This is a genomic window from Allomuricauda sp. ARW1Y1, from assembly GCF_013407935.1.
Lineage (GTDB): Bacteria > Bacteroidota > Bacteroidia > Flavobacteriales > Flavobacteriaceae > Flagellimonas.
On record NZ_JACBZU010000008.1, the window covers coordinates 63,978 to 76,178 of the forward strand.

A 12,201-nucleotide genomic window follows, 5' to 3' on the forward strand; every position below is an offset into this window, starting at 1 on the left:
GAACTCGTATTTCAAGCCAAAACCGATTAGCTGCGCTGACTCCTCGATTTCTCGATACCTGCCTACCGCAGGCAGGCCAAATTCTTTTGGAATTTCACTCGAATTGATGGTTTTGCGATAAGAAACTACCTAAGCACAGGGCATGAAAAAGAAAAGCACCGATTTGATGTCGGTGCTTTTTTGGTTACATGCTACGGAGTTTACTTATATTTAGGGAAACAAAACTTTTATGGTCAAACAGCTGGTACAGGCGCAACAGGAATTTTTTGATACCCAAAAAACCAAGGATATCGCTTTTCGGAAACACTATCTGAAAAAACTGCACCAAGAAATTTTGGAGCAGGAGGATGCCATTTGCGACGCGCTGTATGCCGATTTTAAAAAACCAGTTTTTGAAAGTCTGGCCACGGAGACCCAATTAGCACTGGCCGAGCTCAAACATGCCATAAAAAATGTGGCCTCGTGGAGCGAGCCGGAACGGGTAGGAGGGTCATGGGTTAATTTCCCTTCCAAAGAGTGGATACAGCCCGAACCCTTCGGGAAGGTGCTCATCATTTCACCATGGAACTATCCGTTTTTGCTGGCCATTTCGCCGTTGATTGGTGCTTTGGCAGCGGGCAACACCGCCTTGTTGAAACCCTCCGAGTTCAGTGTGCATACCTCTCGAATAATTTCACAAATCATCCGTAAAGTATTCCCACCCGAGTATGTGACGGTGGTTGAGGGCGGAGTAGAGGTTTCCACCCAATTATTGGCCGAGAAATGGGAGTATATCTTCTTCACGGGGAGTACCCATGTGGGTAGAATCGTGTATAAAAGCGCTGCAGAACATCTTACCCCTGTAACTTTGGAGCTTAGCGGAAAAAATCCCTGTATTGTGGATGCCACGGCCAACATATCGTTGGCGGCCAAACGTATTGCCTGGGGGAAGTTCATCAATGCGGGGCAAACCTGTATTGCGCCGGACTATGTTTTGGTACATGCCTCGGTAAAACAGGCCTTGGTGGATGCCTTACAGCAACGGATTACCGAATTTTATGGTGAGGAACTGGAAAAATCACCGGATTTTGCCCGAATTGCTACTGAAAAACATTACAACGAGCTGAAATCCATGCTCGAAGGGCAGACCTGTCTGTTTGGGGGCAGCTATACGGACGAGGACCGATTTATAGCACCGACCTTGGTGGACGAGCCGGCGCTGGACAGTACCATTATGGAAGGGGAGATTTTTGGCCCCATTTTGCCGTTGATTTCGTATACCGAAGAGGAGGAATTGGACACCTATATTTCCAAATACCCGAATCCATTGGCGTTTTATGTGTTTTCCAGCGATAAAAAGTTCCAAAAACGTTTGATGCAACATTATTCCTTTGGCGGCGGTACCATAAACGATACCGTGGTACATATCAGCAATAAGGAATTGCCATTTGGTGGCGTGGGCCAATCCGGGATTGGCGGTTACCACGGCAGGCATACGTTCGATTTGTTTTCCCATAAAAAATCCATGGTAAAACGGGCGACTTGGTTGGATGTGCCGTTGCGCTACGCGCCGTATTCGATTTCCTTAAAGCTCGCCAAGAAAATAAAACATATGTTTTGACAAGGACCTTGTCCTAATTGCTCAAAAAAGTAAATGATACGGAAAGATGGGGGGCGGGGTTTTTTTTGATGTTCTGGAGGGTTTGAAATATTCTATTTTACATAATGTAAATTATGATACAAGTATAGGAATCTAAACTTTCAAGTCTTCACATACCAAAATTCAATCCTTAACTTTGCAGAAGGTTTGTGAAAAGACTCTAACCACGCAGAAAATCCATGATTACATTGTCCTACATCACTATATTTTCAGGAATTTCATTTTTGCTTTTTGGATGTGGTTGTTTTTTGTCCAAAAAAATGAAAACGGAATTTGAACGATATGGTTTGCCATCTTTCAGAAAAATTGTTGGGGCGCTTCAACTTATGGGCGGTACAGGACTTTTGATTGGCATGATGTACTCCACAACCCTACAGTTTTACGCGGCTTTTGGCTTGTCGATTTTAATGTTTTTGGGTTTTCTGGTACGGCTTAAAATCAAAGACACCTTCTTCCTTGTTGCACCTTCTCTTTTTTATGCCTTGCTCAATGCGTATATCTGCTATCAAATGCTTTATGGTTCTAGCCTGCTTGTTCTATAAAATTGGAAAGGCAATGTAAAGGCACATCAGTAAAAATAAGAATGCTGGGAAGGATTTTTTCAATGGGTCGTTAACCTTAAAATGCATGGCTACAGAGCCCGATAGTAAAATGGCCAATCCGATTGCAGCAGGTTGACGCAGTACCGGATACCAAATAGCCGCTATAAGCCCCAAGGCCAAAATGACTTTAAGTGAACCGACCATATAACACATCCAAACGGGAAGTCCGTAAACCTTGAATTCTTCCACAATCGTAGTGGCGTTTCCTCCCCTCCATTGTGTCGCTTTCTTGTTCTGTACCAACCAAACATTAAGTATGCTTATGGCTACTATTAATTGTAATGCAATGATAAAATTGTTCATACGCTGAATTTTAAATTAATACGTCCGTTTTAAGTCCTACTCCAGATAAATTTTTTCAATTTCCAATGAAAATGTCTCGTCACGTTTGTTTCCAATCAAAAAAGTTATTTCTGCCATGGTTTTTCCAGAGAAATTGGGTTCGTTCAGCCTACTGCCCCTAAAAGTTGGGATAAAATCATCAAAAGATAATTTTATAGTTTCCCAATTTCCAGTGGTTTTAAAGCTATTGGTATATGAATAGCGTTGATATTGACTACTTTTTACCCGAAACTGATACTGTTTTCCGTCACCTTTAAGTTTGATGACTACACTAGAAAACGCAGAAACATCCTTATTGCTCAATCGATAGTGTGCCGAAGAGAAACCTCCGTTGTTTTTAGTGGTTACAAATCCGTAAAAAACTCCATTGCCATCACTATTTATTTTAATGTTTCCCTGTGACAAACCGCCCATTACGCCGTCATCAACAATATACCATGGACCTTCCGTACCCGCTTTCGTGAAATCATAAATAACGGCTGAAGGATTTTGGGATATCATGGTGAATAGCAATAAAACAACTACATTTTTCATTTTGTTTAATCAATTTAATAAATAATTAAACAACAATAGTGTTGATGTAGAAGAAAAGTGAAGATTCAACGTGAATTTAAGTTTCTTTGGGTATATATTTAAAAATTCATGTTGTTGAATATAAACAAGTTATGAGTATTTAGATTAGCATCATTTAGGACAACTCCTCTGCGACCATTTGTTCTTTCGCAATCCCGAGGGCTTCCAAATCCTTCTGTACCGATTCCATCATAGGTGGTGGTCCGCAGAGATAAAATTTGTCATCCTTGTCCGTAATATTTTCTTTGAGGAACTGGGTATCTATCAAACCGTGTGCATGCTTACTGCTCTGTTCTTCCGAAAGAATATTGATAAAGTCCTTGCCCAACCATTTTTCAAACTGGGATTGCATAATTATATCCTTTTCGCGCTTGTTAGCAAACAACAACCGATTGCCTTCGAGCTTGCCCTGCTCGGCCAAATGCCTAAATATGGCAATAAAGGGGGTCACTCCTGCTCCACCGGCCAAAAATACGCCGGGACCTTGGTAAGATATGGCGCCCCAAACGTCTTCCAATAATAAATGGTCGCCCTGCTCCAAGGTTTGCAGTGTATCGGTCACCCCATTATGGTCGGGATATACCTTTATGGTAAACTGTAAAAAGCCATCGTCGGGAAGTCCGGTAAAGGTAAACGGGCGTTTTTCGTCCCGCCAACCTTCCTTATCGAGGGCAACTTCGGTGGCCTGGCCGGGTTCAAAATGATAATCGGCCGGTCGCTCTGTTTGTATTTGAAGCACGTCGTGCGTGATAAAACCTATTTCTTGAATCTTTACTTGATGTGGCATGTATTTTTTTTAGAGGTTTATAATTTGATTTATTTCTGCGGTAGCTTTTAGCTATTGGATTTCGCCGACCTATTTTTTCAAGGTGACCTTGAGTTCAATTTTTGTATCCAATAGTTTTGAAATGGGGCATACTTCTTTGGCCTTGTGCGCTATTTGCTGAAATTGCTCGGCATCGATATTGGGGATATCCCCTTTTAAATCCAAGGCCACTTGGGTAACGGCTCCATCCTCAAACGTTACGGTGGCAGCGGTATCCAAACTATCGGGTGTAAATCCTTCCTCGCCCAGTAAAAAACTCAACTGCATGGCAAAGCAACCGGCATGGGCCGCTCCTACCAATTCTTCGGGGTTGGTACCTTTTTCGCCGTCCTCAAAACGGGTATGAAACGAGTAAGGTGTACCGTCCAATACGCCGCTGGCGGTGCTCAGGGTTCCTTTTCCTTCTTTGCCCGAGCCTTTCCACTGGGCTTCTGCTTTTCTTGTAAATTTCATGTGTGCTGTTTTTTGTGTTTGTAATTCGTTGTGTGTGGTGACTAAAACTTGTCAGCTCGAGGAATTTTCCGAATGAAACTTATGTCTGTCTACCTTCGGACAGGTCGAAAACTTTAATTTCAAGTCTAAAATTGGTTCTCGACTGCGCTCGAACTGACAGTTTTTGGTTGCTCCCCTGAAATACTGAGAGGCAAGTAAAATTTTCTTCGGTTTCGACTTCGCTCAACCATCGAAAATCGAACTGACAGTTTTAGTCTCTGGAATTTTTAATTAGGCCTCTTGCTTGATATCGGCCTTGGGATAATCGGTATACCCCTCTTTGCCGGGAGTATAAAACGTATCCTTGTCCCAATCGGCCAGTTCCAAATTATGTTCAAAACGCTCTACCAAGTCTGGATTGGAGACATAGGGTTTACCATAGGCCACCAAATCTGCATTTCCAGACTCAATGACCCTGTTCCCGGAATCTTGGTCAAAACCGCCATTGATCATCAACGTACCATTATATAGCGGCCTAAAGTGTTTGGCAATTTCCGTTACCGCAAAAGGAATATCGGAAACATCCGTAAAGGGTTCGGATAGATGGATGTAAGCCAAGTTGTAATCGTTCAGTTTTTTGATGATGTATTCAAAGGTGGGAATGGTATCCTCATCCATGGTCATCCCGAACACCCCATGCAATGATGGATTGAATCGGGCACCTATTTTTTCTTCTGGAATCACTTCTTTGACCGCATCCAAAACTTCAAAAAAGAAACGTGCCTTGTTTTCGTGACTTCCGCCGTACTCATCTGTTCTTTTGTTGGAGGTGCTATTAAAAAATTGATGGAACAGATAGCCGTTGGAGGAATGGATTTCCACGCCGTCGAATCCGGCTTCCACTGCATTTTTGGCGGCATTTTTGAAATCTTCCACTGTGGTTTTGATATCTTCCTTGGTCATTTCCTTTGGGGTGACGGTATCCTTGAAACCATCAGGCGTGTACGATTGCTCGTTCGGGTTCAGGGCCGAAGGCGCCAACGGCAATTCTCCATCATGAAAATCAGGATGTGAAATCCGGCCCACGTGCCACAATTGGATAAATATTTTTCCGCCCTTATCGTGTACCCTTTGGGTCACTTTTTTCCAGCCCTCCACTTGGGCTTTGGTGTGTATTCCCGGGGTGTTCACATATCCTACCGCACGTTCTGAAATCTGGGAACCTTCGGTAATGATCAAACCTGCGGAGGCTCGCTGTTCGTAATACAGGCCATGAAGTTCATCTGTAGGTTTGTTGTCCTCGTTGGCGGCCCTACTTCGTGTCATAGGAGCCATCACGATTCGATTTCTTAGGCTAATGTTCTTGTTGTACGGTGTAAGTAATTGTTGCATATATCTGTTTTTGATTTACAGAAATATACCATTTGGAAAGGCTAAAATGATTGACCTAAATCAATTAGGCTTTTTTTAACGCTCGCAATTTTCTGCGGGTACGGCTCAGGCTCTCCCCAGAAATCCCCAAATAATTCGCAATTTGATAGTTGGGAACACGGCCCTCGATATTCGGATAGCTTTCGCAAAATTCCAGATACCGTTCCTTTACGGTTTTTCCCAAGGAGGACAAAATCCGTTTGCGTAGCGAAATAAAGGCACTGGTGACCAATAACCTAAAATAGCGTTCAAATATGGGAGCCTCTTCCAATAGCCTTTGCAGATCATCGTGATTGATGGCCAACAAGGTGGAATCCTCCAAGGCTTCAATGTATAATTTGGAGGGCACCCCATTGTAAAAGGCGTCAAAATCACCTAACCACCAGTTCTCTATGGCGAATTGCACAATGTTCTTATTTCCCTTTTTGTCTAAATAATAGGCCGTTAAACAGCCTTTCACCACAAAATACTCATGTTTGACATAGGTGTTGGGATACAGCAAAAACTTGCCTTTGGCCACCGTGACCTCCCGCAGTTTTGAAGTGAACAGATGCAGGTCCTCCGGTCTGGGGTTTACCTGTGATTTGACGTGTTCGGTTAAAGATTTGTGGTTCATAGCTGTTAGAAAAGATAGCGTAGAGGTTATTCATGGGGTTTATTGAGCAAAGGAAAATCAATGTTCGGCACAGACGGCCTTACTGTTTAATGAATACCATGCAATGCTGCCACGGCAAATTACCTTCGTTCCGTTTCAGGATAAAGCCCGCCGCTTTCATTTCCTTAACGGCCTGCGCCTCGGTCATTTTGTGTAATTCCTTAATGGGCACCGACCTATCTTCCCCACGATATTCAATCAAAAACAATTCCCCATTCGGTTTTAATGCCTTTTTGATGGAAGCAATCATTTCCTTCGGAAAATTGAATTCGTGATAGACATCCACCATTAAGACCTTGTCCACCGAATTTTCGGGAAGGTTCACACTTTGCTCGCCACCCTTTACGATTTGGATGTTCTGAACGTTTTTTGCTTCCATTTTTTCCTGTATCGCAGCCAACATCTCCTCCTGAATATCCACCGCATAGATGGTTCCTTGATGAGCCATGGGCGCCATTTTAAAAACATGGTAGCCCGAACCTGCCCCGATATCGGCAATGTGGTCTGTGGGCTGTATGTTCATGTTTTTCAACAGCGTAGCGGTGTTTTCCTCTTCTTCGCGTTCTGGTCGTTCCAACCAGTTCATCCCTTGAAAGCCCATCACATAGGCTATTTCACGACCCATATACCACTTTCCGATTCCGTTCGGGTCCCCTTTTTTATACACATAGTCTTGATCGTTCTTGGTTTGCCCGTTACAGGAACACAGCAAGAACAGTCCTGTGACCATTGCTACGATGGTTGATTTACTTCTGAACATACATTTGAATTAATACCCAGCAGCCTGACCGTCCTTTCTGGACTCCGAAGCCCCGGTATACACTTTGTTTTCCAAATCCACCCCAATGGCCTGATAACCACCGAACATCCCGACACCAAAGCCGATACGATGTCCTTTTTTGCTCAATTCCCTTAGGGTTTCGGGTGCAAAACCGCTTTCAAGGTACAAAGTACCGCCATTGGTCATGACGGAACCCGTGGGTTGCGAGCTGCCACGGTGGCGCATTCGTGGTGCATCCCCTGCTTCTTGTAAGTTCATGCCAAAATCAACAACATTCACTACAATTTGTGCATGACCCTGCGGCTGAACTGCCCCTCCCATGAGCCCAAAACTGACCCAAGGCTTGCCATCTTTGGTGATAAATGCTGGAATAATGGTGTGGAACGGACGTTTGCCCGGTTCCAAGGCATTGGCATGGCTTCTATCCTGCACATTGAACATTTGCCCACGATTCTGAAGCACAAAGCCCAATCCGTCCGGCACCATACCCGATGCAAATTCGGAGTAAATGCTTTGGATCAAGGAAACCATATTGCCGTCTTTATCGGCCACGGTCAAATACGTGGTGTTGCCCGTTTCTATTTCCATATCGCCAGCAGGATAACTATCAGCCGCCTTGTTGAGGTCTATGAGGTTCCTCCGCTCGGCAGCATAGGCATCCGACAAAAGTGTTTCCAAAGGAATTTTGTTGAATTCAGGGTCGGCGTAAAACTTGGCCCGGTCTTCATAGGCCAACTTTTTGGCCTCGGTAAGCACATGCAAATATTCAGCGCTACCAAAACCCATTTTGGCAATATCAAAACCTTCGAGAATGTTCAACATCTGCAAGGCAGCGGTACCCTGTCCGTTGGGCGGCAGCTCCCAAACATCGTACCCACGATAGTTTATGGAAACCGGCGTTACCCAATTTGAGGTATGACTGGCCAAATCTTCGTAGCTTAAAAATCCACCGTGCTTTTTCATGTAGCTATCAATGGTCTTGGCAATGGAACCTTTATAGAAGGCATCACGTCCTTTTTTGGCAATGAGTTCGTAGGTGTTGGCCAAATCTTTATTGACAAATACCTCGCTTTTTACGGGCGGCCTTCCCTTGGGCATATAAGTTTGAGTAAAGTTCGGTTGGTCCTTGACCGCTTCGTAGCTCGATGCCATTTCGTAAGCGATCACTTCGGATACCGGAAATCCGTTGTTACCATAATCAATGGCGGGTTGCAGGATATCTTCCATAGGTAAGCGTCCAAACTTTTCGTGCAAGGTGAACCATCCGTCTACACAACCCGGAACCGATACTGGGAGTGGGCCATAAAAAGGAACGTAGGACAAGCCTTTATCCATAAAATAATCGATGGTCAAGGATTGGGGCGCCCTCCCACTTCCGTTTAAGCCATATAATTTCTGTTCTTCGGCCGACCAAACGATGGCGAAGACATCTCCGCCGATACCACAACTTGCAGGTTCCACGAGTCCAAGCACAGCGTTGACTGCTATGGCCGCATCCATGGCGCTGCCCCCCTCTTTTAAAACATCCAAAGCAACTTGGGTGGCCAATGGCTGACTTGTGGCCGCCATGCCATTTTGTGCCAAAATTTCGGAACGGGTGGTAAAGGTTTCGCCGGTTAGTCGGTCTTGGGCTTGTGCCCAGGTGCCCATGAGGACCACGAGCATGAGGGATGACAAAAATTTCATTTTCATTTTTTTAGGACGCCGTCATTTGGTGGGTCAAAATCATCCAAAAGGCGACATTGGGTTGATTACTGGTTTACATCCCTAAAGATAAGGATTGTGTGTCCAATCCATATGGAAATTGAACGTTTACACCTCATTTGAAGGCAAAACTGCGGCCCTACACCCATAAACGGGACATGCTGAACCGACTATGGAGTGCAATGGGCAACACAAAACTCATACAGCTCTGGAACACTTTGTATTACTGAGGTTTCCGAATAAAGCTCTTCTACCACTTCAGGGCAATCTGAAAAATAGGATGCCAACGCCTTCTTTCTAAATCCGAGAATACCTTGGGTTACTCTCACCAATCGTGCAGAACCTGGTTTGTAAAAAAAGGGAATGAAGTCCAAATAGGAATTATCGTCATGGACAAAATACTGTTCCAGATACATCAACTCCTTTGATCTGCGAACAACTTTCAAAAAGGTTCGTGGTGCCGATTTATCTGCGTAGTATCGGAAGGTAAAAAAGCGACTTTCTTCCCGAAACGGCATCGAAATAAAATGCTCGCCCTGAAATCCATATCCCAAAATATCATCAGGGCTATACCTAAAGGTCCTCCCCTTCCCCTCTTTTTTAAACCTGACCTTGTTGTACAAGGACACAAAAGGCTCTGGAGACCGGTCTTTAAGGAGTCCCTGGATGGTATCGCCGTCCAATTCGATGATATACCCTGGCTGAAATGTTCTTTTCTGGGCCAGTACGGATTGTAAACCCAAAAATAGCAGCAATAGGAATAGGAAGCGGTTTCTTTTCATATCATTTTTTTGACGCCTATCCTAAAATACTACATCTTATAGCTTGTTACCGGAAAAACTTTTTTGAAAGACTACGGATTATTGTCTCAAAACAAAAAAGCCCCGTCAAACAGACGAGGCTTTTATATGCTATTTGAAATTCTTGCTTACAGAATCTCTACCACTTCAAGGTCAAACACCAAATCGTGTCCGGCCAACGGGTGATTGGCATCCAAAATGATGTCGTTTTCCTCTACTTTGGCCACCCTAAACTGTTGTTGCTGTCCCTCAGCGTTGGAACCTACCAAGCCCATACCCACTTCGGGCTTTAGGTCTTCAGGTAGTTGGGACTTTGATATTTTCTGGAAAAGGGACTCGTTCACTTCGCCGTACGCATCTTTTTTATCGATGGTAATGGTCTTTTTTTCGTTCACGGCCATATCGATAAGCCCTTTTTCAAATCCAGGTATAAGCTGACCCTGTCCCAAGGCTACTTCCATAGGCTCACGCTCCAAAGAACTGTCAAACACCTGTCCATTGGTCAATTTACCCGTGTAGTGCACTTTTACAGTGTCATTCTCTTTTACTGTACTCATAATTTTTGTTTATAGTTTTAAAATCAAAACGTTGCAAATATACAGGGTATAAAATGGTTAAACGAAAGACTGGCGTATTGGTTTTCCAAAAAGGAGGTTAAAATCGGCCCTTAGCCCTCATTTATCATCATTTTGGATGCTATCTTAGGGATTTGCTTTCCTTTCAGTCCAAATAATGGCCGTAAGAAACCTATTCTTCTGATCACAAACTCATACAGGATGTAGCAGATTGCAAAGGTGAGTACGGTGATGGCCACAAATTGTACTAATGGATGCATCTCCATAGGCAAAATCAACCAAGCCGCCCCATACATCACAAACATATGGATGATATAAACGGGATACGCTGCTTGACTCAAATAAACCAATAAGGCACTTGGTTTATTCAGATAACGATAACCAAGACCGAACACCCCAAATATCCAGCAATTGGATTCCAATGCCATCAGATATCCCGGAGCTTCCAATTGAAACTCCACATATCTCAATAGGTATAATGCTGCGGCCAAAGCGATGTAGGCCCATCTCCATTTTTTTACGGTTTCCCAAAATCCACGCCCGCTGTAAACGAACAGATAACCAAAAAAGAAGGCCAAAGCTCCGAGCGCAAATCCATGCCATGTTTCCGCATACAGGGAGTAGATTTGCGGTTTGACCCAAATGGCCTCGAGCATAAAAAAGAGGGAAACCAATAAGGGTCCACCGGGATGGGACATCATTCGATTCAAAATTCGGTGGAATCTACCTTCTGTGTTACCTTTCAACACGTAGAAAACGGGCAAAAACATCAGCACGTAAACAAAAATATTGCCCAAAAACCACAGGTGGCCCATATGTGGATAATATCCCAAAGGCAGTTTGTAGAATTTTTGAAAGAGGAACATATGCAAAGGAGCAATAGCCACAATACCAAAAAGCAAAGGCAACAAAATCCTTCTGGTCCGCTCCCCTATTAGCTGTTTCCAGTTTCGTTTTCGCATGGCAAAATAGAGCCCCATGCCCGATACAAAGAACAGAATTGGGATACGCCAAATGTTGAGCATCGTCATCGGAGTCCACAAACTTTCCAAAGATCGCTCGCTTCGTACAAAGCCTACGAACATGGCCCAAGGCTGAAATATAATGGCAATGTGATAGATCAATAGCAAGGCAATTGTGATTACCCGCAACCAATCAATATCGTGTCTACGTGCTGTTTTCATGACTTATCGTTTTTTTGATGGATTATTGAAGCATTACGGCGATGGTGGGACGGGTGGCTTCGACTTCTTCCAAGTCCAACTGAAGGCCAATAGGTCCCAATTGTTGCTGCATCATTTCATAGATAGGCTTCACCTCGGCAAAAGAACCCACAATAGTTTCTCGAGGGGTGGCCCCATAATTGTTCTTCAAATTCTTGTCGGCACCTGCATCCAACAACATTTGGACCGCTTCCACTTTACAAAAGAAGGCAGCTACATGCAGTGCCGTGGAACCGTCATTGTTTTTGATGGATAAATCAGCTCCAGCATCGATCAGACTTTTCGCGATATCCTTTTTGTCAAAAGTGATTGCGGTAATCAATGGGGTCGACCCGCTAAGTGGGTCCTTTTCATTGATGTCGGTTCCTGCCTCAATATGCTGTCTCACGGCTTCCAAATCGCCAGTAACCACAGCCGCCGACAATGGTGTTTTGGGAGCCTTTACTTGGGTTTTCACGGAACCCTGTTGTTCTGGTTTGGATTTTTGCTGTCCGCAGGCAGATAAACTTATCGATACAATAAGTAGTGCATACATTAGATGTTTCATGGAATTGTTTTTAAAATTTTTCATGACTTTTCGTTTTAAGTGTTGAACAATAATTTTTACATCACAAAGAT

General features: G+C 43.9%; 14 protein-coding genes. 2 read left to right on the forward strand and 12 right to left on the reverse strand.

The features are described from left to right. Positions 1 to 229 precede the first annotated feature (229 nt). Both GGE08_RS15565 and GGE08_RS15570 read left to right on the forward strand, forming a co-directional pair. On the forward strand, positions 230 to 1,600 hold the full coding sequence (locus GGE08_RS15565) for an aldehyde dehydrogenase (protein WP_179385806.1): 1,371 nt from the start codon (positions 230 to 232) through the stop codon (positions 1,598 to 1,600). Positions 1,601 to 1,818: 218 nt separating this feature from the next. Further along, positions 1,819 to 2,181, forward strand: coding sequence for a DoxX family protein (locus GGE08_RS15570; protein ID WP_179385807.1), 363 nt, complete (start codon positions 1,819 to 1,821; stop codon positions 2,179 to 2,181). Here GGE08_RS15570 and GGE08_RS15575 read toward each other — a convergent pair. The 12 genes from GGE08_RS15575 to GGE08_RS15630 all read right to left on the reverse strand — a co-directional run bounded on the left by GGE08_RS15575 (position 2,176) and on the right by GGE08_RS15630 (position 12,154). After that, positions 2,176 to 2,544 (reverse strand): DoxX family protein, encoded by a 369-nt coding sequence (locus tag GGE08_RS15575; RefSeq protein ID WP_179385808.1) that lies wholly within the window; start codon positions 2,542 to 2,544, stop codon positions 2,176 to 2,178. The genes GGE08_RS15570 and GGE08_RS15575 overlap by 6 nt on opposite strands. Before the next feature lie 36 nt (positions 2,545 to 2,580). After that, positions 2,581 to 3,117: a CIA30 family protein gene (locus tag GGE08_RS15580; RefSeq protein ID WP_257024054.1), complete on the reverse strand. Its 537-nt coding sequence runs from the start codon at positions 3,115 to 3,117 to the stop codon at positions 2,581 to 2,583. Positions 3,118 to 3,271: 154 nt separating this feature from the next. Then, positions 3,272 to 3,943 carry a flavodoxin reductase gene (locus GGE08_RS15585; RefSeq protein ID WP_179385809.1) on the reverse strand — a complete coding sequence of 224 codons (672 nt, stop codon included), beginning with the start codon at positions 3,941 to 3,943 and terminating at the stop codon, positions 3,272 to 3,274. Positions 3,944 to 4,012: 69 nt separating this feature from the next. Further along, positions 4,013 to 4,435 (reverse strand): OsmC family protein, encoded by a 423-nt coding sequence (locus tag GGE08_RS15590; RefSeq protein WP_179385810.1) that lies wholly within the window; start codon positions 4,433 to 4,435, stop codon positions 4,013 to 4,015. A gap of 270 nt (positions 4,436 to 4,705) precedes the next feature. Beyond that, on the reverse strand, positions 4,706 to 5,806 hold the full coding sequence (locus tag GGE08_RS15595; protein WP_179385811.1) for an alkene reductase: 1,101 nt from the start codon (positions 5,804 to 5,806) through the stop codon (positions 4,706 to 4,708). 64 nt (positions 5,807 to 5,870) lie between these two features. Next, entirely contained in the window at positions 5,871 to 6,461 is a 591-nt protein-coding gene (locus GGE08_RS15600) for a Crp/Fnr family transcriptional regulator (RefSeq protein ID WP_179385812.1), read from the reverse strand. 79 nt (positions 6,462 to 6,540) lie between these two features. Next, entirely contained in the window at positions 6,541 to 7,260 is a 720-nt protein-coding gene (locus GGE08_RS15605; protein ID WP_179385813.1) for a class I SAM-dependent methyltransferase, read from the reverse strand. 9 nt (positions 7,261 to 7,269) lie between these two features. Further along, positions 7,270 to 8,967, reverse strand: coding sequence for a gamma-glutamyltransferase (gene ggt / locus GGE08_RS15610; RefSeq protein WP_179385814.1), 1,698 nt, complete (start codon positions 8,965 to 8,967; stop codon positions 7,270 to 7,272). A gap of 188 nt (positions 8,968 to 9,155) precedes the next feature. After that, the gene (locus GGE08_RS15615; protein ID WP_179385815.1) at positions 9,156 to 9,767 is read right to left on the reverse strand and encodes a hypothetical protein; all 612 of its coding nucleotides are present in this window, start codon (positions 9,765 to 9,767) and stop codon (positions 9,156 to 9,158) included. A 146-nt stretch (positions 9,768 to 9,913) separates the two neighbouring features. After that, positions 9,914 to 10,342 carry a peptidylprolyl isomerase gene (locus tag GGE08_RS15620; protein WP_179385816.1) on the reverse strand — a complete coding sequence of 143 codons (429 nt, stop codon included), beginning with the start codon at positions 10,340 to 10,342 and terminating at the stop codon, positions 9,914 to 9,916. 110 nt (positions 10,343 to 10,452) lie between these two features. Continuing rightward, on the reverse strand, positions 10,453 to 11,544 hold the full coding sequence (locus GGE08_RS15625; protein ID WP_179385817.1) for an acyltransferase family protein: 1,092 nt from the start codon (positions 11,542 to 11,544) through the stop codon (positions 10,453 to 10,455). Positions 11,545 to 11,566: 22 nt separating this feature from the next. Continuing rightward, positions 11,567 to 12,154 carry an ankyrin repeat domain-containing protein gene (locus tag GGE08_RS15630; protein ID WP_179385818.1) on the reverse strand — a complete coding sequence of 196 codons (588 nt, stop codon included), beginning with the start codon at positions 12,152 to 12,154 and terminating at the stop codon, positions 11,567 to 11,569. Positions 12,155 to 12,201: the final 47 nt, after the last annotated feature.

Coding starts and splice junctions, on each gene's coding strand:
- GGE08_RS15575 (WP_179385808.1), bottom strand. CDS start 2,544: ATGAACAATTTTATCATTGCATTACAATTAATAGTAGCCATAAGCATA.
- GGE08_RS15625 (WP_179385817.1), bottom strand. CDS start 11,544: ATGAAAACAGCACGTAGACACGATATTGATTGGTTGCGGGTAATCACA.
- GGE08_RS15595 (WP_179385811.1), bottom strand. CDS start 5,806: ATGCAACAATTACTTACACCGTACAACAAGAACATTAGCCTAAGAAAT.
- GGE08_RS15570 (WP_179385807.1), top strand. CDS start 1,819: ATGATTACATTGTCCTACATCACTATATTTTCAGGAATTTCATTTTTG.
- ggt (WP_179385814.1), bottom strand. CDS start 8,967: ATGAAATTTTTGTCATCCCTCATGCTCGTGGTCCTCATGGGCACCTGG.
- GGE08_RS15605 (WP_179385813.1), bottom strand. CDS start 7,260: ATGTTCAGAAGTAAATCAACCATCGTAGCAATGGTCACAGGACTGTTC.
- GGE08_RS15585 (WP_179385809.1), bottom strand. CDS start 3,943: ATGCCACATCAAGTAAAGATTCAAGAAATAGGTTTTATCACGCACGAC.
- GGE08_RS15630 (WP_179385818.1), bottom strand. CDS start 12,154: ATGAAAAATTTTAAAAACAATTCCATGAAACATCTAATGTATGCACTA.
- GGE08_RS15580 (WP_257024054.1), bottom strand. CDS start 3,117: ATGAAAAATGTAGTTGTTTTATTGCTATTCACCATGATATCCCAAAAT.
- GGE08_RS15615 (WP_179385815.1), bottom strand. CDS start 9,767: ATGAAAAGAAACCGCTTCCTATTCCTATTGCTGCTATTTTTGGGTTTA.
- GGE08_RS15620 (WP_179385816.1), bottom strand. CDS start 10,342: ATGAGTACAGTAAAAGAGAATGACACTGTAAAAGTGCACTACACGGGT.
- GGE08_RS15600 (WP_179385812.1), bottom strand. CDS start 6,461: ATGAACCACAAATCTTTAACCGAACACGTCAAATCACAGGTAAACCCC.
- GGE08_RS15590 (WP_179385810.1), bottom strand. CDS start 4,435: ATGAAATTTACAAGAAAAGCAGAAGCCCAGTGGAAAGGCTCGGGCAAA.
- GGE08_RS15565 (WP_179385806.1), top strand. CDS start 230: ATGGTCAAACAGCTGGTACAGGCGCAACAGGAATTTTTTGATACCCAA.